We start from the raw sequence: 26558 nt of genomic DNA on the forward strand, positions 1-26558 counted from the left end.
ACAACAGTTGTCAAGGACCATGCACGGATAAGCGTTACGCCGATATCGCGGAGAGGGCCGCTGACGCGGGCGTTCTTACGGTTTAACGAGTACCTTGATCGCCTCGCGCTCGTCCATCATCCGGTAGCCCTCGTCGACCTCGTCGAGGCCGACCGTCTCGGTGAAGATCGGCGCGGGGGCGAGAGTGTCCCGGAGCACGTCGGTCATCGGCTCCTCGGCGTACGCGCTGACGAGAGCGACGCCGCCGGTGAGCGTGACGTCGTCACCGACTCGCGTACTTATACGCCTGTATTATTCGCAGAGACCGTTATTCACCGAGCCCCGAATGGTCACGTATGGGAGGATTCAACCGAGAGCCGCCGCCGACTCGATCGACTGATACCGTCGGACGTCGCGGTAACGCGGAGGTGCGTCGGGCATGAGCGGGGCCGCGACCGACCGCGATCCGGCCGCCGGCGACGCCGAGGACGGCTGGACCATCGTCGCCGCCGTCAAGCAGGTCCCCGACAGCGACGAGGTCGGGATCGACCCCGACACGGGACGGCTCGACCGAGCGAACGCCCCCGCCGTGCTCAACGCGCCCGACAGGGACGCGTTAGAGGCCGCGCTGTCGATCCGCGACGCGGTCGGCGGCACGGTCACCGCGATCACGATGGGGCCGCCGACGGCGACGGACGTGTTGGAGGAGGCGGTCGCGATGGGGTGTGACGACGCCGCGCTCGTCACCGACCGCGCGTTCGCCGGCAGCGACACGTGGCCGACGAGCTACGCGCTCGCCGAGACCGTCGACCACCTCGACGCCGACGTGGTCGTCTGCGGCGAGGAGACGACGGACTCCTCGACCGGGCAGGTCCCGCCGGGGATCGCCGCCCACAACGGCTGGGCGCAGCTGACCTACGTCGAGGGCGTCGACCCGCTCCCCGAGGAGGGTCGGCTCGCCGCGCGACGCGACGTCGAGGGGGGCCACGAGCGGGTCGCCGCCGACCTCCCCGTCGTCGTCGCGGTCGCGTACGGGGAGTTCGAGCCGAGGCCCGCCGGCCTCCACCGGAAGCTCTACGCCGAGAACGACTTCGAGCCGATGGAGCTCACGGCCGACGACCTCGGGATCGACGCCGACGACGTGGGGATGGACGCCTCCCCGACGCAGGTCGGCGGGATGGAGACGGTCGAGCCGGTCGACCGCGAGAAGGAGACGGTCGAGACGCCCGCGGAACTCCTCGACGCCCTCGCGGACGAGGGGGTGATCGCCCGATGACCGACGCTGAGGCCGGCGACGCGGAATCGGCGCCGAGCGAGGTCGACCGCGCCGGCGACGTCTGGGTGTTCATCGAGGAGCACGCGGGCGACGTGATGTCCGTCTCGTGGGAGCTGCTCACCGAGGGACGACGGCTCGCGGACGACCTCGGCGACGACCTCGTCGCGCTCGTCATCGGCGAGGACGTCGGCGACGTGGCCGACGAGGCGATCGCTCGCGGCGCCGACCGCGTCCTCGTCGCCGACGACCCCGTGTTCGAGCCGTACCGCGCGGACCCGTACGGCACGCAGTTCCGCGCGCTGGTCGAGGAGCGGATCCCCTCGATCGTCCTGATCGGCGGCACGCACACCGGTCGCGACTTCGCCGGGCGCGTCGCCGTGCCGGCCCACGCCGGCCTCACCGCCGACGTGACCGAGCTCGACGTCGACGAGGACGGGCAGCTGCTGGCTCGCCGCCCCGCCTTCGGCGGCGACGTGCTGGCGACCATCGTCTGCCCGGAGCACCGCCCGCAGATGGCGACCGTCCGGGCCGGCGTGTTCGAGACGGCCGACCCCGAGCCCGAACGCGAGGGCGACGTTGAGGAGGTGACGGTCGTCGTGGAGGAGGCCGACGCGCTCACGGAGGTGCGAGAGCGCGACGTGAGCGACACCGCCGACATCACCGACGCGGACCGCATCGTCGCGGTCGGCGGCGGGACGGAGGGCGAGCTCGGCCCCGCACGGGCGCTCGCCGAGGCGCTCGACGCGGAGCTCGCCGCCAGCCGCAAGGCGGTCGACGAGGGGTGGGTCGACGGCGCCCGCCAGGTCGGGCAGACCGGCAAGACCGTCCGCCCCGAGCTGTACGTCGCGCTCGGCGTCTCCGGCGCCGTCCAACACGTCGAGGGGATGAACGACAGCGAGGTCGTCGTCGCGGTCAACGACGACCCCAACGCACCGATCTTCGAGCACGCCGACTACGGGATCGTCGGCGACCTCTTCGAGGTGGCGCCGCGGCTGACGACGGCGCTGGAGGGCGAGGCCGATCCCGAGGAGGTACTCCAATGACCGACGACGCGGACGCGACCGAGCGGTCCGAACCGATCGCGAACCCGAGCTACGACGACGCCTTCGACGCCGTCGTGGTGGGCGCCGGGCTCGCCGGGAGCGCGGCGGCCGTCACGATGGCCGACGAGGGGCTCGACGTGCTCCTGATAGAGCGGGGTCGGTACCCCGGCGCGAAGAACGTGTTCGGCGGCGTGCTGTACACGCCGACGCTCCGCGAGCTCGTGGACGTCACCTCGGCGCCGGTCGAGCGATACGTCGCCGAGAAGCGGTTCAGCATGCTGTCCGACGACGACGAGACGGCGGTGTCGCTGCGCCCCGGCGAGTGGCACGACCCGCCGCACAACGACTCGTACACGGTCCTCCGCGGCGAGTTCGACCGCTGGTTCGCCGAGCAGGCGGTCGAGGCCGGCGCGGTCCTGCTCACGGAGACGACGGTGACCGGGCTCGTCCGCGAGGACGACGGGCGGATCGCCGGCGTCGAGACCGACCGGCCGGACGGGACGATCACGGCCGACTACGTCGTCCTCGCGGAGGGCGGCAACTCGCTGGTGAGCGAGGGGGCCGACCTCAAGAAACCGGAGCGCGCCGAGAACATCGCCGTCGGGGTGAAGGAGGTGCTGGAGTTCCCCGAGCGCGACGGGGTCATCCGAGACCGGTTCCGGCTGTCGAACGACGCCGGCGTCTCGTATCACTACTTCGGCGAGGGCGCCGTCGGCGACGCGGTCGGCGGCGGGTTCATCTACACGAACGAGGACACGGTGAGCGTCGGGCTCGCGTACCGGCTCTCGGACGCCGCCGGGAGCCAGCCGAAACCCGAGCAGACGCTGAACGCCTTCAAGTCGCACCCGGCGGTCGCACCGCTTCTCAGGGGCGCCCGGACGGTGGAGTACGGCGCGAAGACGATCCCGGAGGGCGGCAGCGAGTCGGTCCCCGAGCTCGTTCACGACGGCGCCGTCGTCGTGGGGGACGCCGCGGGGCTCGTGCTCAACAACGGCGTCCACCTCGAGGGGACGAACATGGCCGTCGAGAGCGGCCACCTCGCCGGCGAGGCGGTCGCGGACGCAGCCGAGCGCGGCCGCACCGACGAGGCCGCGTTCAGGTCGTATCCGGAGCGGCTGGAGGAGTCGTTCGTCGTCCAGAACCTCGAGCGGTACGGCTGGCTCATGGAGCGCGTCGAGACGGACCGCGACCTGATCTTCGAGGAGCTCCCGCACGCGCTCGCGGACGCCGGCGCGGAGTACTTCCGGATGGACCGAGAGCCGAAAGAGAAACACGCCGAAGAGGCGAGAGAGCGGCTCTTCGAGACCGTCGGCGGTCTCCGCGGCGCCGCCAAGCTCGCCTACCGCTACAGAGGAGTTCTCCGATGAGCGCCACACCCAACGTTCCGAACGTCGACGCCGGAGCACCGTCCGCCGAGAACGACACGCTGGAAGACCGGCTGTACACGGTCCGGTACGACGATCCGGGGGAGTCGCACCTCGACGTGAAGATCCCCGGCATCTGCGCGGAGGGCTGTACCACCTACGACTGCATCGACGTCTGCCCCGCCAACGTCTGGCGAGAGGGCGACGACGGCGTGCCGAACATCGCCTACGAGAACTGCCTGGAGTGCGGGAGCTGCCGGTGGGCGTGTCCGAAGGGGAACGTCGAGTGGACGTACCCGACGCGCGGCGCGGGGGTGTCGTATAAAAAGGGATAAGGAGGATCGAAACCGAGACGGGACGCCGCAAAGCGGCACTGAGAGCCGCGAACACCCGTTCTGGAAACGGCGTGTCGTTCGTGCGTCGAAGCGCGTGCAGTCCACCTTGTCGTTGAGATCCGAAGCTCTCTCTGTGTGGGTTTCAGGGAGTCTTCCGGCCGCAGTATACCCGCTCGAGAAACGTGTGAAAGAACAACAGCGACGTATGCGACACCTCCACAAATGGGGACACAAGAGACACACCAACAGACAAACGCTGCCGACAGCGACCCACACACGCGGGATAACTGGGATACGAAGTAGGGGGCGTGGGGAGGACCATCACAAACCCCCCATGGATCTATATTTATTTGGAAACTGAACTATCAATCACGTATTCGCGGATCACCCCGGGAACACCGGGGGTGGTAACGGCGATCAGACAACTCTAATACGATGATATATTGATGTGAAACGGCCGCGATAACATGGATCATGTGCAGATCACGGATCACTCAGATCGGAGAGTTCAGCGGTCCTTCCAAGAGATTTTGCCAACGGCTCCGAGCGACTGTCGACAGTACGTGAGACAGCCACGGCTCACCAGCGTCATCCCCCAAGTGTGTCACCGATTTGTTCGGGGTATCTTGCGGAGGGAGAAGCCTTCGAAACACCGGGGATAAGCGACAGTGCGCTCAACGGCCAGACACGCGCGACGATGGCAGAGCTGCTTGGGGGTGAGTCACTACGCGAGCGCTGGCAGGATCACGATCTCTGCCAGCTGGTGACAGCGACGCCGGTGAGTCTCGCCCGGATTCAGGCGGCGCCCCAGATCGCATTCCAAGAGGGCGCCAGCCACGGCGGCGACGCGCTCGTCGAGCGGGGTGCTATCGTGCTCGATACGACCGATTCAGCCACCAAGCGGCTGGCATCGGCACCGGAGGAGGGTGACCCGACGGTCACGCTCCCGGCCACGTTCGATGTCGCGACGCACGCCGAGGAGGCGGGTGTCTGGCAGGGGTACAGCCGGCTGGCAGACACCGCGCTCTCGACGCGACAGGCGCGATATCTGCTGTTCGCGCGAGCGCTCGCTGAGGCGATCGGGATCAACCGCGATATCTACTGGGGCGAAGCGACCGCCGATGCGTGGACAGACGGGCGGACGCGGATCGTGGTGACGGATTCGGCGGTGACGAGCCGTAAACGGACGGTGTGGACTCAGGATCTGTTTCTCACGCTGTGTCACGAGGCGGCACACGACCGGTCGGACAAGAGCCGGACGGCCCATGGGCGGCGGTTCGAAAGTCGGTTTCGCGAGCTCGTCGAGGATCCCGAGGTGCGGGCGGCCTACGCCGAGTTGGTGACGGCGGTCCACGATCGAGGGTTCCAGCCGGTGTTCCGCGAACGTGGGGTCTCGCTCGGCTAGCTGAGGTTTGTGTGGCTCCCGATGGATGAGAGCCATGTTCGACCAGATACCGACCATCGGTGATCGCACCGCTCGCCGAATCGACCACGCCGCGTGGGGGTCGTGTTCGCATCCACCGGCAGCCCGCACCCAGCGTCTCACCGCTCAGGGACACCTCACCTCCTGTGAGCGCTGTGGGCAGGTGTTGCTGTAGGAGGCGTAATGCCGACGTACGAGCACTGTCCCCTGTGTGATGAGCCCGTCGCAGTCGTCATCGTGCGTGGGCCCCAGACCGCGATCTGTCAGCCCTGCGGGCACCGCGTGGTGCCGCCGCCTCCCGAGTAGCCCAGTGTGAGTTTTTGTGTCGCCGCGATGGGTGCCGGCGAGCCACTTGCCGGCGTGATCCGATGTCGACACGGTGTCAACTCCGGTTCGTCCGTGCGCTTGACGATGGCCGGACGACCGATCCGACCGATCCAGTTGCACAGGTGTACACGCACTCTGATGGGTATCCCGACGGAGTGTTGGGGCGTCTCCACCAGCTCAAGCAGCTGCTGGAGGCGACCGCGAGCGTGCGTGGGCCCGGCTATGCGGCGGCTCAGTACGTGTTCCTCGAGAAGCTGACGTCGATGCCGCTGTATCTCGACCCAAGCCGTGGCCCGGAGCGGCGCCTCGACGCGTCGTCGCCCGCCGATGTCTGTGATCCCAGCCGGCTGCAGCATCTCTCGCAGCCGCTGTTTCTGCTTGGCCACGGGATCGAAGATCCGCGCCAGGGGATTCACGGCGACGAAGCGTATCTGTACATTATTGCGATCCCCCCATACGAGATCGAGCAGGTGGAGCCGCCAGCGTGGCAGGTGGCCGTGAGCGAGCAGTGCGGGTTCCCACGGTGGGACGATCAGACGGACGACGCATTTCGGGAGGCAACGTGGCAGTTTGAAGGGATGTTGAGTGAAGCCGTTACTCAGTTTACAGCGTAGCCAACACCAATCGATTTTCGTGTACTGTTTGCGGGAGCCCAGCAGATCACGCACCCGACCTACGTCGACTGCGCACTCCAAGCAGCGTCGACTCCTGACGAATACGCCCAACTCGGCTGCAACAGACGTGGGATCGTCATTATTGGGTGTGGTGTGTGCGCCGCCACATCCACCAGAATAGCTCTGACTCGCTGTCCGGCTACACACCTCCCACTTCTCAGCGCTCCAATACAGCTGAAACCACAGAACTCGCTTGGGATGATCTACAACTCGGCGTGAGTCGGGGAGCCGTTATCGGGTCGTCTTCCGGCCCAAAACGAATACGAGAAGTGCGATCAGTACCGCACCGAGCACGGATTCACCCCCCACAATGAGCTGTGTCCAGCCAGTTGGCTGGAATGTCGGTGGAGCCGACCCGGTTGCTACGAGTAGGCTGTAGTAGCCACTTTCCAGTAGCGTCCGACCGCTCTGTTGGGACGCACCCGTGACGTATCCGAGCGCAGCAAGCCCGATCACAGTCGCAAAAACGCCGAGGACGTGCCAGACACTCTCTCCATAATGCGTTCCGTAACGAGCGAGAGTGGCGTACACGTATTTTACAGCGTGTGCAATCCCACTACGAGTGGCTCGAATCTGATCGGCATGCCAGCGGCGCTGCATCTCTTTGCGATACACGTACCCCTTGTGTTGGAGTGAGGAAAGCGAGTTGTACTGTCCGATTCGCTCCAGTGTCTTGTAGGACCGAGCCGCCTTTCGCCAGTCGGACTCCGTCTCTGTGGAGCGGTCGGTAATCACGGATCGGACGAGCCATCGGATCCGGCCAAACAAGCGACGGTACTGGTCTGGGCGTGGATCGTATATAACGAATGCCGGCCTGGCTGCCTCTGCCCGTGTCGCGATGAATGCTGTCGTCTCGTCTACTACTGCATTATCGAAGATGGCACCATCCAACTTGGCAGTATTGAACCGAGCCGTGCGAAGGGTTGCTCCAGTGAACCGCGCGTTCTCGATATTGGCCCCGCTGAAATCAACGTTGTCGAGGGTACACTCGCTGAAATCCGTTCTCTTGAGGCAGACCTCGGCAAAGCTGTCGATCTCAAGCTGCGCCTGCGCGAACGAGGCCTGCGTGAAGTCGATTGTGTCCGGGTCACGGAAGCCGTAGCCGAAGTACGCATCCTCTATGAATTCAGCCTGCCTGAACGAGACCGTGCCGTCATTTTTGAACCCCGTCCGGGTGAAGTAGGTCCCACCAGGGTTGGCGAAGTCCGTGTCATTAAACCGGACCTCACCGCCGTTTTCGAATGTCGACCCACTGAAATCCACGTCATCATCGTTCTGAAAGTCGACTTTGGCGAAGGAGACAGCACCCGCATTTTCGAACGTAACACCCGCAAAAGAGACATCGTCGTGTCCGTTGAAGTCCGACTCGGTGAATAGGACGTCGGCTCCGCTGAATGTTCCGTATTGGAACGTCACCGGCGCGCGAAAGACGACGTTCTTGGCACTGACGCCGTCCATGAACGTCGCTCCAGCAAAACAGAGCGGAGTGTGTGGATCGCGACCGATACGCTCGTGACTCCAATTAACCAGTCCGAGAGTCGCTCCGATGAACTGATCGCGACTCGCTGTCCCGTCGTCGCTACGGTCTGTAGCCTCAATCGCGGTCTGGATGTCCGTCCCGTCTGGCCTCCTGGACGGGTCATGGAATTGGCATCTTTGAGCGTCCGCCAAGGCGTCGTGAGGACAGCTCCAGGTGTCGCCATCGACATTCAGACGAGCAAGCAGTTCCTTCCAGCCGTCGCGGTCCCCACCCCAGTTGACCCATGTGTCACCGTCAGCAGTGTACCTGCACTGGTTTTCGACCGCCATGACTGACGTCCACAGTTCGTTTCCACTTTAATATCCCCTCCTTGGCAACAGCGGGTTTCGAGCCGTCATCTCTCTATTTTGCGTCCACTATGGCAGCGGCTGTGGTTGCCGAACAACAATAGCCGGCTAAACAGGTGTGTCCGTGACGGCCCGCCCCGCTCGCCGCTGCCGCCCTCCGCGTCGCTCGCGACCGACCATTCCGGGCGGGCTTCCGCTCCAGTAGGTGCGGGTCCTGCCGGGCTAAAGTGCATGTGCCCTCGACGCCAGCGCTTCACCCGTTCGGGTCCTGCGGACCTCGGCGAAGCCGACCGCGACGGACGTGGTTGCGTCGCGGCGAACGGGGAATGCGCTGGCCGCTCGCTCCGGGCGGGTCGCCGCGCGGGGCTGGTTGGGGCCACCGCATGCAGGCGCGCTCTCGCTCGCGCCCAGGAGGGCGCTCGCGAAGGCGCGAGCGAGAGCGCGCAGCTGGTTTTGTCGGTCGTTGTCGTCGGAAAAACGCGATGGTGGAGCATCGCGGAGTCGGCGCGTGAGCGCCTTCGGAATCAGGTCGATTCCAATGTCTAGTAACAACGCTAGCGGAAAGATCGTTTCGGTCGATGAACAGGCATTCGAGAACGCGGACGAGCAGGCGGTCGATGAAGACGGCTTCCCGGTCGTCGACGAGACGCCAGAGTTCGAGGCGACAGTCGAGCAAGAGACGCAGGCGAAGGTGGATGCGAACCACCCAGACGGGATCGCTGACACGAGCAACGAGCGGATTCACGGTGTCACCCTCGAACAGGAGGAGCGCATTCGGGCCCGGGACGCCGAACTGGAGCATATCAGGGCCCAGGCCGAGCTGGGCACGCAGGATGATCGCGAGCAGCGCACTCGGGTGGTCGCCGCCCAAGAGAGCAAGCAACGTCGGCAGGAGTTCCAGAAGCGGGCCGCGAGCGTGGATCCGTGGGCGGACCCCGAGCGAAACGATCCCCGAACGGAGCTCTCTCAGGATGAACTGGCGACGGTGAACACCGAGGCAGACCGACTCGCGACGCGAATGGATGGGTGGTCGCGCGCAGCGATCAGTCGACGCCTGGCCGAAGCAGTCTTGGACGGTACAGACACGACGAGTGCGGTTGTGCGGGTGTTCGAGGCGTTGCAGACGGCACCGGGACACGTGGTGCCAATCGGGAAGCTCGACGAGGTGAATCGCAAAGAGGTGAGTATTGCGGGTCGTGTCAAGACCCTCTGGAGTCCCTCGCATCCAAGCATTGCTCAAGTCGGACTCATCGCGGACGAGACTGGGCAAACCCGGGTGACCATCTGGAAGGCCTCCGAGGCACCGTGGATCGCCGAGGGCGAGCACGTGCGCATTCACGGGGCTGCCCGGAACTGGTACGAGGGGCGCGTCTCCCTAGCCGTCACAGGGTGGAGCACCATCCACTTCCCCGAGCGCGGCCGCTGGTGGGAAGCGTAGCCGAGTGACGCACTCGGTTTTTTTGCTAAGCGCCGGACCAGCCCGAGCCCCACCGCCCCACCCTCCGCTCCGTGCTCGCTCCCTGCGGTCACTGCGCGCGCAGCCACAACCTCGATGTACTGGTTCAGGTTGCTTCGAGTCAGATTTGGCTTAGCTAGATAGCCACACACAGCAGGAGGCCTATCAGTCACTTCTCCAGACAATTCGGCTGAATTGTTCGTTGTATTGCTCTTGTGCAGCCAGCACGGTGGTGGAGTTGCTCCTATCTCAAGATGTGTGGGACTCGCGATTCCAGCGAGTTCCCCGTATCGGTGAAAACGATGGCAACCAGAGGCATCTCCGACACTGCTTCGACGAAGACATCCAGCTCGTTGAAGACGACGACCCGCTTCCGGGTTTCAGACGGGCCCTCGTAGGATTGGAACTATCTTATTCCCAACCGACTGAGGTGACGGCGCAAGTTTCAAACGGACGCTTGTGGGGGACAAAGCCCTGGTTAGAGACTCAGAGAGGAAGCATTCGGCAGCGGAGGACCGCAAAAACGCCTCGGAGGTTTGTCGACGGGCAGAAAGACTGCCCCGTATGGTCTCAAGCAATCCATCGGCACGGCAAGGTAGGCATAGTGGGTGTCAACTAATGCGGTGGCAGGTTCCCTACAGTAACGCCGCGGTCACGACCCGGAATCATGGTGAGCAGCGGTGAGCCGAGGACACAAATCGCGCGACCCAACCGATCGGATGGGCGTGTACAAGCAGCTCGCAGATGTGCCAGAGTCAGATCGGCTCGAAACGTACGCGGCAGAATATGAGGGCCAAGACACCTGGACAGAATTTCTTGAAATGTATCTCTTTGAGCGGTACAATTCGGATCGTTTCAAAGAGGATGCGCGCCGCGCTGGTAGATACTGGAAAGCGCACATGGAAACCTGTGGACGCCACCACGCACTCGCGACACCGGAAGATGTCGAGACCTGGATGGCGGCGCTGCTTGATCGCGTCCAAGTGAAGACGGCGTACAACTCGTACTGGGTTCGCGTGGAGCGGTTTTACTGGTGGCTCCAGTGGCACACCGATCACCCGCACGTGTACCATCCACCGTTGATAGCCGCCGCAGCAGGTGGTGCAGCTGGCACGGTCTGGGAGGAAAAGATCAGCCGAGGGAGGGACACCGATAATGCGTGACGCAGACGACTCCGAGATAGCCCCCAACGCGAAGCGACACACACTCGCGGAGGCGTTCGATCAAGAGACCGATCCACTTGTGGAATACGAAGAGCAGTTTGAGAAGATCGAGGTTGACCCATTCGAGCTGTTTAAAACAGACGTGCTCGCGTTACGTGATATTTCACAGCGAACGCGAACAGGCTACGACCGGGTGTTCCGACAGTGGAAGCGATTCATGGCTGGGATCGGACGCCACCCAGCGTGTCCACACCACACCCATATCTCACGATTTGCCCGATATGAACTCGACGAAAAAGGGAACCAGCCCCAGACGGTCAAAGAGAAGCTGCGGAAGCTACGCGACGCGTACTCGTACTGGCAAGCCGATCCCAGCTTCCCGCACCCGGACGAGTACCGCCCGTTCGATCTTGCGTTGTCGACGACAGCGTTTCGCGAGCCAGAGAGCAAGGACTTCCCTCATATCTCGCTGGCTGCGCTCCGAGAACAGCTCGCACAAGTGACTCACGTTCGCAACCTGGCGATTATTGGGCTCCAGTTGAAACTGGGGCTTCGGGCGACGGAACTGTGTAATCTCACACTCGCAGAGATCGATGTCGATCACCCGGCGATCGCTGACCATTATGCGACTCTAGGAGCGGATCCACGGCTTACTGACTATAGGAACGTCGTGTATATCACCCACGAGCGAGACGGCAACAAATCGCGGCGGCCACGGCTACTCCCGCTCGATGCGGAGACGCGGTATCTGCTCTGTCAGTGGCTTCTCGTGCGACCGGATGCAGATCACCCATGGGTATTTCTCTCGTTGTCCCGCCACGAGCAGCTTGGAAAACAAGATGTCAACGACATCTGGAAGACAGCCTTCCATCCTGACTACGCTGAGACAAACCAGCACCGAGCGGTCACGAGCCACTACGGACGACACTTCTTCACGACGTACTGGGAAGTTCATCAGGATCTTCACCGAGAACTCGTCCAGTATCTACGTGGAGATACGCCGGGCGAACAATCGATAGACGACCGTGCGACTATTGATGAGTATCTCCACACCTACTACGAAGATATCAGTGACCGCTACCGAGCAGATATTTTTGAGCTTGAGGTTTGCTGAACACGTCACCCTGCTCGCCTCGGGCTGGTTCGCGGGCACCGCCTCCCGCGGGCGCTACGAGGCGCTGCTCCACTCCGGACTGCTCGTGGGGATCTGTTACGCCGTCTTCACCGCCGGCGGCCTTTTATAAGCGAGCGCTACCCGCGCATCAGTTGGAGCACCTCGTCGACGACGCCCGGCTCGACGGCCACGACGTAGCGCCGCCCCGGCGTCAGCGTCGTGTCCGGCTTCGCGATCCGGTTGCCGTCTTCGCCGGAGATGACGAGGGTTCCCGCCGGAAAGGCGACGTCAGAGAGCGTTCGCCCGGCCGCGGGCGCGCCCTCGGCGACGCTGATCTCCATGATCTCGACGTCGCCGGTGACGTCCGCCAGGCTCTGGACGTCCTCGCCGGCGGTCCTGTTGGCCGCGACGCGCGCGCCCGCCGCCTCGGGGTAGACGACGGCGTCCACGAACCGGTCGTACGTCTCGTCCGTCTCCCGGTCGACGCGGGCGACCGTTCTGATCTCGTCCGTGAGCCGGTCGGCGAGCAGGCAGACCGCGAGGTTCAGCCCGGTCAGCTCCGTCAGCGCGGCGATGGTGTCGGCGTCGTCGACGCCGGCCTGTTCGAGGATGTCCGGGTCGGACGCGTCGCCCTGGATCACGGTCGCGATCCACGCGTCGGCGATCTCCTCGATACGGGTCTCGTCCTGTTCGATGATCGTTACGTTCTCGTCTCGGGCGGCGAGCAGTTCGGCCGTCTGAAAGCCGACGCGGCCGCCGCCGGCGATGATGATGTCTCGTGGCATATCAGTCCTCACCCGAGCCGGCCGTGGCCGGCTTGTCAGCTGATGCGTCCGGTCTCTCTTCGGTGGTCCCTCGCGCTCGGTACTTGTTGAGCGCGACGTACATCACCGCGCCCGCGACGAGCCACCCGGCGCTCAAGAGGAGCGCAAGCAGGTCCGTCCGCACGAGGAACCGGATCAGGACGACGGCGAGTATCCCGTTCAACGCGATCGCCAGTATCGGTGGGATCGGGTAGTAGGGGATCTCGTACGGACGGTTCATGTTCGGGCGCTCCCGACGGAGCCGGATCACCGCGACGTTGACGATGATAAAGGACAGCAGGAAAAAGAGGCTCGACATGTTGCCGGCGCTCTGCGTGGGGAGGAAGACGGACCCGAGCATGACGACCGCGCTCAGAAGCACCGCGACGAACGGCGTCCCGAACCGGTGATGGATCTGGCCGATCGACTGGAGCAGCTGGCCCTCGCGCCCCATCGAGAAGGCAACCCGCGAGGAGGCGATGACGACCGCGTTGAGCGCGGTGATCGTCGAGAACACCGCCCCGAAGACGATGAGCGCGCCGCCGTTCTGGATGACCGGCAGGCCGGTCGGCATGAACGAGGTCGCCGCCGTCGCGATGCCGGCCTCACCGGCGGCGGCCAGCTCCGAGGCGCCCAGCGTGCCGATCGCCACCGTCACGACCAACAGGTACACGACGACGGTGGCGGCGAGGCTGACGAAGATCGCTTTGGGGATGTTCTCGCGCGGGTTCTCGACCTCCTCGGTGACGGTCGTGATGAGGTCGTACCCCTCGAACGCGATGAACGTCAGGCCCATCGCGGGGAGGATGCTGAACGCGCCGGACCCCTCCGGGAACAGCGGGTCGAAGTTCTGGAACGTGAAGCTCGTCTCGCCGCCGCCGCCGGCAGAGAGGAACCCGAAGGCGACGAAGACGACGAGGATCGAGACCTTGACGATCGTGAACACCGTCTCGGCGCTCCCGCTCGCGGCGGTCGACGCCGCGTTCATGGCCACGAGCCCGGCGACCGCCACGAACGCGAGGAGGAACTTCGCCGGAACCCCGATTCCCAGCAACGGGAGCACCACCGCGCCGACTTGGTCGGGCGGCGCCACCACGCCGTACACGTGGAGCAGCTCGAGGAAGTTCGGCGCGAACCCGAGCGCGTACAGCGCGCCGGCGATCATGTACGCGAACCAGAGCATCCAGCCCATGATGAACGAGCCGAAGTCGTCGAAGATCTCCCGCACGAAGGCGTATCCGCCGCCGCTTTTCGGAATCGCGGACGCCAGCTCCGCGTACGAGAGCCCGGTGAACGCGGTCACGACCCCGTTCAACATGAAGACGAGCAGCGCCGCCGGCCCGGATATTTCAGCGGCGAGACCCGTGAGGACGAAGATGCCCGCGCCGATCATCGCGCCCATCCCGATCATCGTCGCGTCCAGCAGGCCCAACTCCGCCTCCGGCTCCCGCTGGTCGTGACTACTCATACGTCGCCCGCCAGAGTGCCCCTTCTGAGAACGATCATTTCGCGGCTGTATCAGTTACGACGGCTGAACCCATATCAATCTGCTCCCTCGATGTCAGGTAAAAGGAACCCGAGTACCGAAAGAGAATACGCGGCTCCCGTTGCGGAACCCGCAATAATGTGTATTTTCTAACAGTCGTCGGTACGGAGCGGACGGCTCCCGTGCAGGGTCGGGACGACCGGTGGGACACTCGCCGCAGCGGGTGGAACGGCCGTAACCTACAATTACCTGCGTTCGGAAAATTTCGCGAATGAGCGCGGACCTACGAGTCGTGATCGTCGGCGGACAACACGTCGGCTATCACGCTGCGCGACACCTCTCCGAGCGCGGTCACGACGTCGTCATCGTCGAGAAGGACCGCGATCGAGTGGAGTTCCTGAGCGAACAGTACGACGCCACGATCATTCATGGCGACGGCGGCCGGCGGTCGGTCCTCCGACAGGCGGGCCTCGACCGGAGCGACGTCCTCGCGGCGCTGACCGGATACGGCGCGATGACGAACATCGGCATCTGTACGATGGCGACGGAGATCGAACCCGATATCGGGACGGTCGCGCGGATCGACCACGGCGACAGAGAAGAGTATGCCGGGCTCGCCGACCGCGTGGTCTACCCGGAGGAGCTGGCGGCCCACGCGGCGACCAACGAGATCATCCACGTCGCCGGCGGCGGCGTCCGGACGATCGAGGAGGTGTCGGGCGACCTCACGCTGCTCGAACTCACCGTGGCGGGCGACGCGCCGGTCGCCGACCGAGAGCTCCGCGAGGTCGCCTTCCCGCGGGGCGCGGTCGTCGTCGCCGGGCGCGACAGCAACCAGCTCCCGGGGCCGGAGATGGTGCTGGAACCCGGCTTCCGGTACGTCGTCGCCGTGAACACGGACATCAGCGACGAGGTCGTGCGGCTGTTCAGGGGCTGACGCCGAGCCGCCCGGGTCGCCGCCGCGTTCGAGGCGACGCGGTCACTCCTACCCGACGGCGCGGCCCGACCGGTCGCGAGCCCGCAGCGCCCAGACGTTGGGGGCCTCCTGGAACTCGTGCTCGGTGAGGTGGGTCGCCTGATACGCGTTGTCCGCCATCGCCTCGCGCGCGTCGTCCCACTCGTCGATCGCGATGCGATCGATCGGTCCGGCGGCGATCACGCTCCGCCACGGTCCGTCGGGGTCGACGTCGAAGACGGCGAAGCTCGCGACGTCGGACTGCTCCGCGTACGTCTCCTTCCGGAGCTCGCTGGTCCCGCCGAGGAAGACGAAGTAGAGGGTGCCGTCCCCGTCGTACCCGAACGACAGCGGAACGCCGTACGGCACGCCGTCGGCGCTCATCGACAGCACGCCGACGCCGGCCGCCGTCAGCAGCTCGTCGATCGCGGCGTCGTCCATATCGGTCCCCAGCAGCGCGTCATACTGTGTCATAAGCTAGCTCCGCGCACGGAATTCATAAGAAGACTGCGAGAGTTCCCAGCCGGTCGAAACGCGGGTGGGAGGCAGTGACACCCGAACTGGTTTTCCGGATGACTCCCAACCGATCGCCATGCACGCACGCGAGCGGATCGAGAGCTACTACGACGCGCTCCGGACCGAGGAGCCGCTCGGCCCGTACTTCGCCGCGGCCGACCCCGGCGACGACGACCCCGTGAAGTTCGGGATCTCCGAGCGACTGGTCGGCGCGGACGCGATCCGGACCGGGCTCCGCCGGCAGACCGAGACGACGACCGACTGGACGGTGACGAGTCGGGCGCTCCGCGTCGCCGAGCGCGACCGCCACGCGTGGTTCAGCGACGACGTGTCGATGGCGTGGACCGACGCGGCGACCGGCGACCGGCGCGCGTTCGAGACGCGGTGGAGCGGCGCGCTCGAACGCCGGGACGGGGAGTGGCGCTTCGTCGGGATGCACGTCAGTACGGCCGACGAGCTGTGATCGGTCCGGCCGACCGACGAGGCGACGGCGACGAGCGGCGTCGACCGCCCACGACCCGATCGATTAAAGTCGACTTGTGCTAACCAACCGCTAGTGGTTATCATCGACGCGGCGACCGACGGGCGGGCTCGACCGGAGCGGCGGGCGGGAGGTGCCGCGTGACCGACGCGACGCTCGCGGTCGTCGCCGGCGCGACCGAGACGGCCGCGATCGACGGTATCAGCGCCGCGGGCGCCGATCCCACACTCCGCCGGCACACGCCGAGCGCCGACCTCGAGATCGTCGCCGACGGCCGGCCCGCCGCCGACTCGCCGGTGCCGGTCAGCCCCTCCGGCTGCCCGACTCCCGCGGTCGTCACCCGGGCGGTCCGGGAGCTGGTCGGCGTCGACTTCGTCGGCGTCGACGCCGGCCTCGCGGTGCCGACGGCGCCGACGGAGGCGACCGTCTACGACTCGGACGCGTCCCCCGGCGGGGACGTCCGGACCGCCGAGCCGGTGCCGGACGCGGCGGCCGTCTTCGAGCGGGGGCGGGAGCTGGCGGGGACGATCGCAGGCAGCGGCGGTGACGGCGTCGAAACCGATGGCGACCCCGGTGAGCTCCTCGTCGGCGAGACGATCCCGGGGGGGACGACGACCGCGCTCGGCGTCCTGACGGCGCTCGGCGAGCGCCCGGTCGTCTCCTCGTCGCTGGCGGCGAACCCGCTCGCGACCAAGCGAGCGGTCGTCGAGGAGGGGTTGGAAGCGAGCGGGCTCTCCCCCGGCGACGCCGCGGGCGACCCGATCGGCGCGGTCCGGCTGATGGGCGACCCCGTGCTCGCGGCGGCCGCCGGCCTCGTGGTCGGCGCGGTCGAGCGCGGGGTCGACGTGACCCTCGCGGGTGGCACGCAGCTGGCGACCGTCGCCGCGCTGGCGCGGCACGCGGGCGTCGACCGGCGGCTCCCGCTGGCGACGACCGCCTTCGTCGCCGACGACCCGACCGCCGACGCCGCGGCGCTCGCGGACGACCTCGACCTGACGCTGGCCGCGACCGACCCCGCGTTCGACGCGAGCGACCACCCGGCGATGCGGGCGTACGCCCGCGGCGAGGCGAAGGAGGGCGTCGGGATGGGTGGCGCGCTGGCGCTCGCCGACCGGGGCGAGCCGACGACCGCGGCCGTCCGCGAGCGCGTCGCCGCCGTCACCGACCGACTGCTCGCCGAGCGCGAGGCGGAGTCGACCGCGGGTGGTGCGCCGTGAAGGGGGTCGTCCTCGGCGGCGTCGCCTCCGGCGTCGGTAAGACCGTCGCGACGCTCGCGGCGATCCGCGCGCTCGAAGCCGCCGGGCACGCGGTCCAGCCGGCGAAGGCCGGTCCCGACTTCATCGACCCGAGCCACCACGAGCGCGTGGCGGGACGCCCCTCGCGGACGCTCGACCTGTGGCTGCAGGGCGAAGGGGGGCTCCGCCGGAACTACGCCCGCGGAGCGGGCGACGTCTGCGTCGTCGAGGGCGTGATGGGGCTGTACGACGGCGACAAGTCGAGCACGGCCGCGGTCGCCGAGGCGCTCGATCTCCCGGTCGCCCTCGTCGTCGACGCGAGCGCGGGGATGGAGAGCGTCGCCGCGACCGCGCTCGGCTTCCGGGCGTACGCCGAGCGCGCCGGGCGCGACGTCGACGTCGCCGGCGTGATCGCCCAGCGCGCGCACGGCGGGCGGCACGCGAACGGGATCCGCGAGGCGCTCCCGGAGGAGCTGGCCTACCTCGGCCGGATCCCGCCGAACGACGAGCTGGAGGTGCCGGAGCGGCACCTCGGGCTCCACATGGGCGAGGAGTCACCGATCGACGACGACGCGCTCGACGCGGCCGCGGAGGGGCTCCGAGTCGAGCAGCTGCTCGATATCGCGCGGGAGCCGGCGGGGACGACGGAGCCGGCGGGGGCGAGCGGGCCGACCGAGACCGCCGACGGCGACCGCCCCCGGGTCGCGGTCGCCCGCGACGAGGCCTTCCGGTTCGCGTACCCAACCACGATCGAGCGCCTGCGCGAACGGGCGACCGTCGAGCCGTTCGCGCCGACCGCGGGCGACCCCCTCCCGCCCTGCGACGGCGTCTACCTCCCCGGCGGCTACCCGGAGCTGCACGCCGCGGCGCTCGCGGAGAGCCCGGCGCTCGACGACCTCGCGACCGCGGCCGCCGAGGGGGTCCCCGTGCTCGGCGAGTGCGGCGGGCTGATGGCGCTCGCCGAGTCGCTGACGACCGTCGAGGGCGAGACGCACCCGATGGCGGGCGCCCTCCCGGCCGACGTGCGAATGCGCGACCGGTACCAAGCGCTCGACCACGTCGAGCTGCGGGCGCGTCGGGACGCGCCGACGGCGGCCGCGGGCGAAACCCTGCGCGGCCACGAGTTCCACTACTCCGACGCCGACGTCGCGGGCGACGCCCGGTTCGCCTTCGACGTGGAGCGCGGGACCGGGATCGACGGCGAGCACGACGGCCTGATCGAACACCGAACGCTCGGAACGTACTGTCACGTCCACCCCGAGAGCGGGGCGTTCGACGCGTTCCTCGACGGGCTGTGACCGTGGTCGCGCTCCTCCCCGCTCCCGCGATCGCCGGGGTCGCCCCCCTCCCCGCTCCCGTACTCGCCGCCCTCGCCGCCACCGCCGCGCTGGCAGTCGCGGTCGCGCTCGACCTCGCGGTCGCGGAGCCCCCGGGGCGGGTCCACCCCGTCGCGCTGTTCGGCTCGGTCGTCGACCGAGTCGACCGAGCGTGGTCACGCCCGCGGCTCGTCGGCGTCGCGGCCGCGATCGGACTCCCGCTCGCCGCCGCAGCGCTCGCTGGGGGCGTCGTTACGGTCGCCGCCGAGGTCGGAGCGCGGGCGGGCGCGGAGCTGAGATTCCTCGCCGTCCCCGTCGCCGGCGCGGTCCTCTTCTCGCTCCTCAGTCTCCGAATGTTACGCGAGGTCACCGCGGAGGTCGTCGCGCTGACCGAGAGCGACCCGGACGCGGCCCGCGAGTCGATCCGGGCCCTCGTGGGGCGCGACGCCGCCGATCTCTCGCCGGCGGCCCTCCGGAGCGCGGCCGTCGAGAGCGCGGCCGAGAACCTCGCCGACGGGTTCGTCGCCCCGCTGGCGGGGTTCGCGGGAGGTGCGACGGTCGGGCTGGCGGTCGCCCCGGCGGCGACCCTCCCGCTCGCCGCGGGGGTCGCCGGCGCGGCGTGGGTGAAGGCCGTGAACACGCTCGACTCGATGCTTGGCTACCGATCGAAGCCGGTCGGGCGGGCGAGCGCCCGGCTCGACGACGCCGTCATGTACCTCCCGGCCCGCGCGACCGCTGGCTGTCTCGCGGTCGCGGCCGGGTCGGTCGGAGCGCTCTCGCGGGCCCGGTCGTGGGCGCGGGAGCCGGGGTCCCCGAACTCCGGGTGGCCGATGGCGACCGCGGCCGCCGCGCTCGACGTGCGGCTGGCGAAGCCGGGCCACTACGCGCTCAACGCGGCCGCCGCGTCGCCGACCGTCGCCGACGCGGAGCGGGCGGTCCGGCTCGTCGGCGTCGCCGGCGCGGTCGCCGTCGCGGGGACGGCGGGGTGGGTGCTCGCGGTCGGGTGGCTGTTGTCTGGCGATTCGGTGCTTCCCCCCGCGGGGGTGGTCGGATGACCGCGACTGCGCTCGCGCTCCGGGGCGCGCTCGGCTTCCTCACCCGGATCCCGGTCGGCCGCGACGAGGCGGAATGGGAGGCGTTCGCGGGGGCGCCGTGGACGCTCCCGGTCGTGGGCTACCTCGTCGGCGGGCTCGTCGCGCTCCCGCTCCTCGCGCCCGTCCCCGCGCCGACGGTCGCGCTGGCGTTCCCCCTCGCCGTCTACGCCGTCACCGGGATCACCCACCTCGACGGCGTGGCCGACCTCGGCGACGCGGCGGTCGTCCACGGCGGTCCGGACGAGCGCCGCGAGGTCATGAAGGACTCCGCGCTCGGCGTCGGCGGGACGGTCGCGCTCGTCGCCGTCGTCCTCGGGCTGGCGACCGCCGCGCTCGGGCTGGCGGAGGCCGCGAGTGCCGCCGGGACGCCGGGCGTTCGCGACCGGCTCGGCACCGCGGTCGGGGTCGTCGTCGCCGCCGAGGTCGGCGCAAAGGCCGCGACCGCGACGCTCGTCTGCGTCGGCGACGCGGCCCACGAGGGGCTCGGGTCCGCGCTCACGGGGGAGGTCGACGCCGGGGCCGCGCTCCCGGTCCTCGCGCTCGCGGCGCCGGCGGCGCTGCTCGCGTGGCCGCGGCTCCTCCCGGGGGTCGCCGCGCTCCTCGCCGCACTGGCGACGGCGTGGCTGCTCCGGCGGTGGGCCCGGCGGCGGCTCGGCGGCGTCTCCGGGGACGTGCTCGGCGCGACGAACGAGCTCGCGCGGGTCGCCGCGCTGCACGCGGGGGTGATCGCGTGGACGCGCTTCTGATGTGCGGCGGCCGCGGCACCCGCCTCGGCGGAGCCACGGAGAAACCGATGACCCCGATCGGGAGGCGGCCGATGGTCGACCGCGTGTGCGACGCGCTCGCCAGGAGCCGCGTCGAGGCGACGCACGCGGTCGTCTCGCCGCACGCGTCGGCGACACGCGAACACCTCGTCGACGGGCGGAGGGATCTCCCCGTGATCGACGCCCCGGGCGACGGCTACGTCGCTGACCTGCGGTACGCAATAGAGCGGGTCGGGGCGGGCGACGCGGCCGCTCGACCCTTCGTAACTGTCGCCGCCGATCTCCCACTCCTCGACCCCGCGGCCGTGAACGGCGTGATCGACGCCGCTCGAGCCGCCGGCGACGACGACGCGCCGGCGTCGCTCACGGTCTGCGTTCCCGCGGCGCGCAAGCGCGAGCTCGGTGTCAGCGCCGACGCGGCGACAGAGATCGACGGCCGCGAGGTCGTTCCCGCCGGGATCAACGTCGTCGCGGGCGAGGAGGACGGCGGGAGCGACGGGGAGACCGAAAGCGACGACGGCGACGCCGCCGTCCACGTCACCGAGGACGCGCGGCTCGCCGTCAACGTCAACTACCCGTCGGACGTTCGGGTCGCCGAGCGGCTCCTCGCCGACGGGGAGGCCGACGACTGACCGACGCTCCGAGACCACACCCATGAACCTCGACGACGCCACCGACCTCGACCGCGCGCCCCACGGGAGCAGCGACGACCCCTCCCTGCTAGACTTCTCCGCGAACACCAACCCCGAAGTTCCGGCGGGCGTCGAGGCGGTCTACCGCGAGGCGTTCGCCGACGCGCGGTCGTACCCCGCGGAGCCGCCGGCGGCGTTCCGGGCGACCGCGGCCGACTACGTCGGCTGCGACCCGGACTCGGTCGTCCCGACGCCCGGCGGGCTCGCCGCGATCCGGGCCGCGGTCGCGCTCGCGGTCGACCCGGGCGACACCGCCCTCGTCCCGGCGCCGAGCTTCGGCGAGTACGCCCGCGAGGTGCGATTGCAGGGGGGCGAGCCCGCGTTCGTTCCGGCGAGCGAGATCCTCGACGCCGACCCGAGCGGGCACGCGCTCGCCGTGGTCTGTAACCCGAACAACCCGACCGGGACCGCCTACGACCGGGAGGCGGTAGAGCGGTTCGCGGCGCGGTGCCGCGAGGCCGACACGCGCCTGCTGGTCGACGAGGCGTTCCTCGGGTTCACCGACCGCCCGTCGCTCGCGGGGACCGAGGGCGTCGTCGTCGCCCGCTCGCTCACGAAGCTGTTCGGCCTCCCCGGGATCCGGACCGGGTTCGCGGTCGCGACGGGCGCGTTCGGCGCGGCACTCGCGAACGCCCGACGCCCGTGGAACCTGAGCGCGCCGGCGCTCGCGACCGGCGCGCACTGCATGCGGCGGGAGGAGTTTATAAACGAGACCCGCGAGCGCGTGCGCTCCGAGCGCGCCCGGATGCGCGAGGCCCTCGCCGAGCGCTACGCGGTCGCCCCCTCCGACGCGCCGTTCCTCTTGCTCGACGTGAGCGGGGACGGCCGGTCGGTCGAAGCGGTCGTCTCGGCGGCCCGCGAGCGCGGCGTGGCGGTCCGGGACGCGACGACCTTCCGCGGGCTCGACTCCCACGTCCGGGTCGCGGTGCGCCGCCCCGCCGAGAACGACCGACTGCTCGCGGCGCTCGGCGTGAGAGAGGGGGAGGCGGCCGACGGCGAGACGACCGACGGGACGACCACCCCGGAGGACGACGATGTTTGAGGCGACCGTGCGCGAGGGCGTCCTCCGCCTGCGGCGCCCGGAGACCCGCTGGCTCTCGACCGGGTGGAACGGCGGGCGCTCGCGCGCGGCCGCCGCCTACAACGTGACCGTCCCGGAGGGGTTCGAGCGCACGGATCTTGGCGCGTACCGCGACGAGCGGCTGGCGCGGGCGGGGTTTAAAACTGAGAGCGGGGTGGGGCGCGACCGCGACGCAGAGAGCGACGCGGGACGCGGCGACGACCCGCCGACCCTGTTCACCGGCGTCGCGATGGAGCACGCGCGGGGCGCGCGCCGCGGGCCAGTGGTCGCGTACGCGACGGTCGGGCTCTCGAACCCGGCGATGCTCCCGATGGACCCGGCGGCGGAAGGCGAGGGCGACGCAGCCGACGCGGCCGACGCGGCGGCGACGGACGACGCCCCCGACCCGGACCGCGAGGCGGCGACGGCCGAGGGACCGCCCCGGCGACCCGGCACGGTCAACCTGCTCGTCGGGACGACCCGACGGCTCGCGGACGGCGCCGCGGCGAACCTCGTCGCCGTCGCGGCCGAGGCGAAGGCGGCGACGCTGCTCGCGACCGCCGGCGTGCCCGGGACGACCAGCGACGCAGTCGCCGTCGCCGACGATCCGGACGGGGAGCCGGCGGCGTTCTCGGGCAGCGCCACGCCGGTCGGCGCGGCGGCCCGCGTCTGCGTCCGGGACGCGGTGCGCGCGAGCCTGCGGTCGCGGTACCCGGACGGCGACCTGCCCGGTCCGACCGGCGACGCCGAACACGGCGTCGTCGCCGACGAGCGGGCGGAGGTTTTCGACCCATGACACACGACGACACCACCACCGACGGCGACGCACAGGACGCGACCGACGAACAGCCGACCGACGAGGACCCCGCGACCCGGACGCCCGGCGGCGGCGCGGCCCCCGAGCCGGAGCCCATCGAGCCGGCCGCGCCCGAGGAGTTCGGGCTCGTGCAGGCCTGGTGGGGCGACGGGAAGGGGAAGACGACGGCGGCGATGGGGATGGGATTCCGGGCCGCGGGGCACGGCTACCGCGTCCACATGCTCCAGTTCATGAAGGGGGGCGCCGACAGCGTGGAGGGCGTCAGGGGCGAGTACAACGCCATCGCCGCGATGCCGGGGTTCAGCTACGAGAACGCCGGCCACTACGGCTGGCACGGGCTGCTCGACGGCTCCGCGGACGACGAGCACGAGGCGCAGGCGCGGGCCGCCTTCGAGCGCGCCGAGGCGCTCGTGGTGGGCGCCGGCGAGGCGGACCTGACCGAGCCGCTCCCGCTCGGCGGCGACCCGGACGACGGTGTCCACATGCTCATCTTGGACGAGCTGCTGTACGCGGCCGATCGCGGGCTCGTCGACCCCGACGACGTCGTCGCGCTCGCGGAGTCGAAGCCGGACGGCCTCGAGCTCGTCCTCACCGGGAGCCACGCGGAGCCGGCGTACCTGGAGGGCGTCGCCGACCTGATCACGAACGTCCGGAAGGTGGCGCACCCCTTCGACGCCGGCCACCGGGCGCGGCGGGGGACGGAGTACTGAGACGCATGTCCCGCCGGCGATCCATCTCCCGGCGACGCGCGCCGCGTCGGAGGCGCCCGTGACCGACGCCGACCCGGACGCCGACACGATACTGATCGCCGGCACGGCGAGCCACGCCGGCAAGAGCACGCTGGCGGCCGGCCTCTGCCGGCACCTCGCGCGGAACGGCGTCTCGGTGGCGCCGTTCAAGGCGCAGAACATGAGCAACAACGCCCGGGTCGCGCTCGCGCCGGACGGCGAGTGGGGCGAGATCGGCGTCTCCCAGTTCGTGCAGGCGCGGGCCGCCGGAGTCCCCGCGACGACCGACATGAACCCCGTGCTGCTCAAGCCGCGCGGCGACGGCGAGAGCCAGCTGGTGATCGACGGGGAGGCGGTCGGTCACTACGCGGCCGGCGAGTACTACGAGTCGCACTGGGAGCGTGCCCGCGAGGCGGCCGTCGCCGCCCACGGTCGCCTCGCCGCGGATCACGACGTGGTCGTCGCCGAGGGGGCGGGCAGCATCGCCGAGATCAACCTCCACGACCGGGACCTCGCGAACGTCGAGTGCGCGCGCTTCGCCGACGCCCGGATCCTGATCGCCGTCGACATCGAGCGCGGCGGGGCCTTCGCGAGCCTCTACGGAACGTTAGAGCTCCTCCCCGACGACGTCCGCGAGCGCGTCGCCGGCGCGGTGATCACGAAGTTCCGCGGCGACCCCGCCCTGCTGGAGCCCGGCATCGCGGAGATCGAGGAGCGCACGGGCGTCCCGATCCTCGGCGTCGTCCCGCACGACGACCCCGGCCTCCCCGCGGAGGACAGCCTCTCGCTGCCGGACGCGGGCGACGGAAGCGAGACGGGGAGCGGCCGGGGCGGGGACGGAGGGAACGTCCTCGGCGCGGACGACGGGGTCGCGGACGCCGACGCGGTCCGGATCGCCGTCCCGCGGCTCCCGCGGATCTCGAATTTTACTGACTTAGAGCCGCTGGCTCGCGAGCCCGGCGTGCGGGTCGCGTACGTCCCGATCGACGGGGACCGGAGCGGTACCGACGCGCTCCTCGACGACGCCGACGCGGTCGTCCTCCCCGGGTCGAAGAACACCGTCGACGACCTGCTCGCGCTCCGCGACGCCGGCTTCGACGACGCGCTCCGCGACTTCGCCGGGCCGATCGTCGGGCTCTGCGGCGGCTACCAGATCCTCGGAGAGCGGCTGACGAACGCCGACGTCGAGGGGACCGGACCGACGTCGACGGTCGAGGGCGTCGGCGTGCTCCCGGTCGAGACGCGCTTTGCGACCGACAAGCGCGTCGAGCGCGTGACGCGGTCCGTGGACGGGGGCGGCCCGCTCGCCGGCGCGGCCGGGACCGCGACCGGCTACGAGATTCACATGGGCCGGTCGTCGCCCACCGAGGCGGTCGCCCGACCGCTCGGCCCCGAGAGCGCGGCGACCGACCGGGCGCTCGGAACGTATCTCCACGGCCTCTTCGAGAACGAGGGCGTCCGGGCGGCGTTCGTGGACCGGGCGTTCGCGGCCGCCGGGAAGTCGCGGCCGGCGGTCGGAGCGGGGGAGGGCGACGGGGGCGCGGCGGGGGAGGCGGACGACCGTTCCCCCTACGACCGCGCCGCCGACCTCGTCGCCGACAACGTCGACCTCTCGGCGCTCGGGCTCGGCGATGTCGGGTGACCGACCTCGGTCGCGCCGCTGCGGGGAAATGCCCTAATAAATCCCCGCCGACGGGTCGCACATGGTCTCCCGCGAGAACGCCGTCATCGGAACGTGTATCGCCCTCACCGTCGCCGTCGCGCTCCTCGTGGAGTCGCTGACCGTGTCGTATCCGGAGTGGGCCCCGCTCGCGCTGTTCATCGGGGGCGGCGTCGTCGTGCCGCTCGCGATAAACGAGACGTTGGACCGGAGAGAGACCGCTTAAAAGCGCGGGTCGGCGGTCACTCGCAGGCCAGCGTCTCCTCCAGCAGCTTCCGCTGTGCCGCCGCGAGGTGCTCAGCGAACGTCGAGGGGGAGATGTCGAGCGCCTCGGCGACCGCCCTCGCGTTGGCGTCGCGGGGACGCTCGAAGTAGCCCATGCGGTAGGCGGTCCGCAACACCTCGCACTGGCGGTCGGTGAGCCGGCCGCGGTCGACGAGGGTCCGGTCCGGCACCGCGTCGCCGTCGGTCGCGCCGTGGACGAGATAGCGGACCTCGACGTGGTCGGCGATGCCGTCGAGCGCCGAGACGATGTCGCGAAGGCGTTCGAGGTCGGGGAGATGGAGCGTCAGGAGGAGGACGCCGTCCTCGGCGCGCGCGTCGGCGATCGGGCAGTCGAGCTCCTCGATGACTCGGCAGGCGCACGCCCCGTCCCGCGGGCGGTCGTACCGGTACACCCGCTCGTCGCCGAGGTCGACGACGGACGCCGTCGCCGGAACGTCCTCGATCTCGGCGACCGCCTCCGGATCGCGGGCGCGAAACTCCTCGGTGTGCGTGTCGCCCGCGTGCGTCCACGTGACGCCGGTGATCGGGCCGTCGTGGGCGGTCGACGCCGCGACGACCGGGCAGTTCCCCGCGCCGTGGATCGCGACGCCCGCGCGGACGCCCTCGGGCGCGTCTCCCGCGCGACTCCCCGTCGACTCGCCCCCGGTTGCCATCGGATCTCCGAAGGGGCGACGGACACAAAGGC

The 26558-nt window shown here is 69.3% G+C and carries 26 protein-coding genes and 2 pseudogenes; 22 read left to right on the forward strand and 6 right to left on the reverse strand.

From position 1 onward, the window contains the following. Positions 1-75 precede the first annotated feature (75 nt). Positions 76-267 (reverse strand): annotated as a pseudogene (locus Hrr1229_RS05175) (IMP dehydrogenase); the annotation flags it as partial. 151 nt (positions 268-418) lie between these two features. Here Hrr1229_RS05175 and Hrr1229_RS05180 point away from each other — a divergent pair. The 6 genes from Hrr1229_RS05180 to Hrr1229_RS05205 all read left to right on the forward strand — a co-directional run bounded on the left by Hrr1229_RS05180 (position 419) and on the right by Hrr1229_RS05205 (position 6361). Next, positions 419-1255: an electron transfer flavoprotein subunit beta/FixA family protein gene (locus Hrr1229_RS05180; RefSeq protein ID WP_123113876.1), complete on the forward strand. Its 837-nt coding sequence runs from the start codon at positions 419-421 to the stop codon at positions 1253-1255. Beyond that, positions 1252-2298 (forward strand): electron transfer flavoprotein subunit alpha/FixB family protein, encoded by a 1047-nt coding sequence (locus Hrr1229_RS05185; RefSeq protein ID WP_123113875.1) that lies wholly within the window; start codon positions 1252-1254, stop codon positions 2296-2298. Before Hrr1229_RS05180 ends, Hrr1229_RS05185 begins: the two co-directional genes overlap by 4 nt. Then, complete coding sequence (locus tag Hrr1229_RS05190) at positions 2295-3665, forward strand: FAD-dependent oxidoreductase (RefSeq protein WP_123113874.1); 1371 nt, start codon at positions 2295-2297, stop codon at positions 3663-3665. The genes Hrr1229_RS05185 and Hrr1229_RS05190 overlap by 4 nt, the downstream gene beginning before the upstream one ends. Continuing rightward, positions 3662-3997 (forward strand): 4Fe-4S dicluster domain-containing protein, encoded by a 336-nt coding sequence (locus Hrr1229_RS05195; RefSeq protein ID WP_123113873.1) that lies wholly within the window; start codon positions 3662-3664, stop codon positions 3995-3997. The genes Hrr1229_RS05190 and Hrr1229_RS05195 overlap by 4 nt, the downstream gene beginning before the upstream one ends. 697 nt (positions 3998-4694) lie before the next feature. Further along, positions 4695-5402, forward strand: a complete 708-nt coding sequence (locus Hrr1229_RS05200) for a hypothetical protein (protein WP_255212563.1) — start codon at positions 4695-4697, stop codon at positions 5400-5402. A 386-nt stretch (positions 5403-5788) separates the two neighbouring features. Continuing rightward, complete coding sequence (locus tag Hrr1229_RS05205) at positions 5789-6361, forward strand: hypothetical protein (RefSeq protein WP_123113872.1); 573 nt, start codon at positions 5789-5791, stop codon at positions 6359-6361. Positions 6362-6652: 291 nt separating this feature from the next. Here Hrr1229_RS05205 and Hrr1229_RS05210 read toward each other — a convergent pair whose 3' ends face one another. Further along, a complete protein-coding gene (locus Hrr1229_RS05210; protein ID WP_123113871.1) occupies positions 6653-8230 on the reverse strand; it encodes a pentapeptide repeat-containing protein in 1578 nt (525 codons plus the stop codon). Between the two features lie 556 nt (positions 8231-8786). Between Hrr1229_RS05210 and Hrr1229_RS05215 the strand changes: the two genes are divergently transcribed. The 4 genes and pseudogenes from Hrr1229_RS05215 to Hrr1229_RS05230 form a co-directional block, all read left to right on the forward strand. Further along, a complete protein-coding gene (locus tag Hrr1229_RS05215) occupies positions 8787-9686 on the forward strand; it encodes an OB-fold nucleic acid binding domain-containing protein (protein ID WP_123113870.1) in 900 nt (299 codons plus the stop codon). Positions 9687-10429: 743 nt separating this feature from the next. Then, positions 10430-10867: a hypothetical protein gene (locus Hrr1229_RS05220; RefSeq protein WP_217920702.1), complete on the forward strand. Its 438-nt coding sequence runs from the start codon at positions 10430-10432 to the stop codon at positions 10865-10867. Beyond that, a complete protein-coding gene (locus Hrr1229_RS05225; protein WP_123113868.1) occupies positions 10860-11981 on the forward strand; it encodes a site-specific integrase in 1122 nt (373 codons plus the stop codon). Before Hrr1229_RS05220 ends, Hrr1229_RS05225 begins: the two co-directional genes overlap by 8 nt. A gap of 7 nt (positions 11982-11988) precedes the next feature. Further along, positions 11989-12111, forward strand: a pseudogene (locus tag Hrr1229_RS05230) (type II secretion system protein E); the annotation flags it as partial. Between the two features lie 7 nt (positions 12112-12118). Here Hrr1229_RS05230 and Hrr1229_RS05235 read toward each other — a convergent pair. Together Hrr1229_RS05235 and Hrr1229_RS05240 are read right to left on the reverse strand one after the other, a co-directional pair. Beyond that, positions 12119-12766 carry a TrkA family potassium uptake protein gene (locus tag Hrr1229_RS05235; protein ID WP_123113867.1) on the reverse strand — a complete coding sequence of 216 codons (648 nt, stop codon included), beginning with the start codon at positions 12764-12766 and terminating at the stop codon, positions 12119-12121. 1 nt (position 12767) lies between these two features. Continuing rightward, the gene (locus tag Hrr1229_RS05240) at positions 12768-14252 is read right to left on the reverse strand and encodes an APC family permease (protein WP_123113866.1); all 1485 of its coding nucleotides are present in this window, start codon (positions 14250-14252) and stop codon (positions 12768-12770) included. Between the two features lie 289 nt (positions 14253-14541). On the opposite strand from Hrr1229_RS05240, the gene Hrr1229_RS05245 reads away from it, so the two are divergent. Beyond that, positions 14542-15207: a TrkA family potassium uptake protein gene (locus tag Hrr1229_RS05245; RefSeq protein ID WP_123113865.1), complete on the forward strand. Its 666-nt coding sequence runs from the start codon at positions 14542-14544 to the stop codon at positions 15205-15207. 48 nt (positions 15208-15255) lie between these two features. On the opposite strand, the gene Hrr1229_RS05250 is transcribed toward Hrr1229_RS05245, so the two are convergent. After that, on the reverse strand, positions 15256-15699 hold the full coding sequence (locus tag Hrr1229_RS05250) for a pyridoxamine 5'-phosphate oxidase family protein (protein WP_123113864.1): 444 nt from the start codon (positions 15697-15699) through the stop codon (positions 15256-15258). Between the two features lie 118 nt (positions 15700-15817). Between Hrr1229_RS05250 and Hrr1229_RS05255 the strand changes: the two genes are divergently transcribed. From Hrr1229_RS05255 to Hrr1229_RS05305, 11 genes are all read left to right on the forward strand, one after another. Next, positions 15818-16204 carry a nuclear transport factor 2 family protein gene (locus tag Hrr1229_RS05255; RefSeq protein WP_123113863.1) on the forward strand — a complete coding sequence of 129 codons (387 nt, stop codon included), beginning with the start codon at positions 15818-15820 and terminating at the stop codon, positions 16202-16204. Positions 16205-16362: 158 nt separating this feature from the next. Then, positions 16363-17439 carry a nicotinate-nucleotide--dimethylbenzimidazole phosphoribosyltransferase gene (locus Hrr1229_RS05260; RefSeq protein ID WP_123113862.1) on the forward strand — a complete coding sequence of 359 codons (1077 nt, stop codon included), beginning with the start codon at positions 16363-16365 and terminating at the stop codon, positions 17437-17439. Next, positions 17436-18755, forward strand: coding sequence for a cobyrinic acid a,c-diamide synthase (locus tag Hrr1229_RS05265; protein WP_123113861.1), 1320 nt, complete (start codon positions 17436-17438; stop codon positions 18753-18755). Before Hrr1229_RS05260 ends, Hrr1229_RS05265 begins: the two co-directional genes overlap by 4 nt. A gap of 29 nt (positions 18756-18784) precedes the next feature. Continuing rightward, positions 18785-19828, forward strand: a complete 1044-nt coding sequence (locus tag Hrr1229_RS05270) for a CobD/CbiB family cobalamin biosynthesis protein (protein ID WP_123114912.1) — start codon at positions 18785-18787, stop codon at positions 19826-19828. Then, the gene (gene cobS, locus Hrr1229_RS05275; RefSeq protein WP_123113860.1) at positions 19825-20613 is read left to right on the forward strand and encodes an adenosylcobinamide-GDP ribazoletransferase; all 789 of its coding nucleotides are present in this window, start codon (positions 19825-19827) and stop codon (positions 20611-20613) included. Before Hrr1229_RS05270 ends, cobS begins: the two co-directional genes overlap by 4 nt. Further along, entirely contained in the window at positions 20613-21263 is a 651-nt protein-coding gene (locus Hrr1229_RS05280) for an NTP transferase domain-containing protein (RefSeq protein ID WP_123114911.1), read from the forward strand. Before cobS ends, Hrr1229_RS05280 begins: the two co-directional genes overlap by 1 nt. Positions 21264-21285: 22 nt before the next feature. Beyond that, positions 21286-22365 carry an aminotransferase class I/II-fold pyridoxal phosphate-dependent enzyme gene (locus Hrr1229_RS05285; RefSeq protein WP_123113859.1) on the forward strand — a complete coding sequence of 360 codons (1080 nt, stop codon included), beginning with the start codon at positions 21286-21288 and terminating at the stop codon, positions 22363-22365. Beyond that, a complete protein-coding gene (locus Hrr1229_RS05290) occupies positions 22358-23179 on the forward strand; it encodes an adenosylcobinamide amidohydrolase (protein WP_123113858.1) in 822 nt (273 codons plus the stop codon). The genes Hrr1229_RS05285 and Hrr1229_RS05290 overlap by 8 nt, the downstream gene beginning before the upstream one ends. After that, positions 23176-23910 carry a cob(I)yrinic acid a,c-diamide adenosyltransferase gene (locus Hrr1229_RS05295; RefSeq protein WP_123113857.1) on the forward strand — a complete coding sequence of 245 codons (735 nt, stop codon included), beginning with the start codon at positions 23176-23178 and terminating at the stop codon, positions 23908-23910. Before Hrr1229_RS05290 ends, Hrr1229_RS05295 begins: the two co-directional genes overlap by 4 nt. A gap of 58 nt (positions 23911-23968) precedes the next feature. Then, a complete protein-coding gene (locus tag Hrr1229_RS05300) occupies positions 23969-25570 on the forward strand; it encodes a cobyric acid synthase (protein ID WP_123113856.1) in 1602 nt (533 codons plus the stop codon). 61 nt (positions 25571-25631) lie between these two features. Next, positions 25632-25814: a hypothetical protein gene (locus tag Hrr1229_RS05305; protein ID WP_123113855.1), complete on the forward strand. Its 183-nt coding sequence runs from the start codon at positions 25632-25634 to the stop codon at positions 25812-25814. A gap of 16 nt (positions 25815-25830) precedes the next feature. On the opposite strand, the gene Hrr1229_RS05310 is transcribed toward Hrr1229_RS05305, so the two are convergent. Next, positions 25831-26526, reverse strand: a complete 696-nt coding sequence (locus tag Hrr1229_RS05310) for a helix-turn-helix domain-containing protein (RefSeq protein WP_123113854.1) — start codon at positions 26524-26526, stop codon at positions 25831-25833. Positions 26527-26558 lie beyond the last annotated feature (32 nt).

Origin of the sequence: Halorubrum sp. CBA1229 (assembly GCF_003721435.2) — an archaeon.
In the GTDB taxonomy this organism is placed as follows: domain Archaea; phylum Halobacteriota; class Halobacteria; order Halobacteriales; family Haloferacaceae; genus Halorubrum.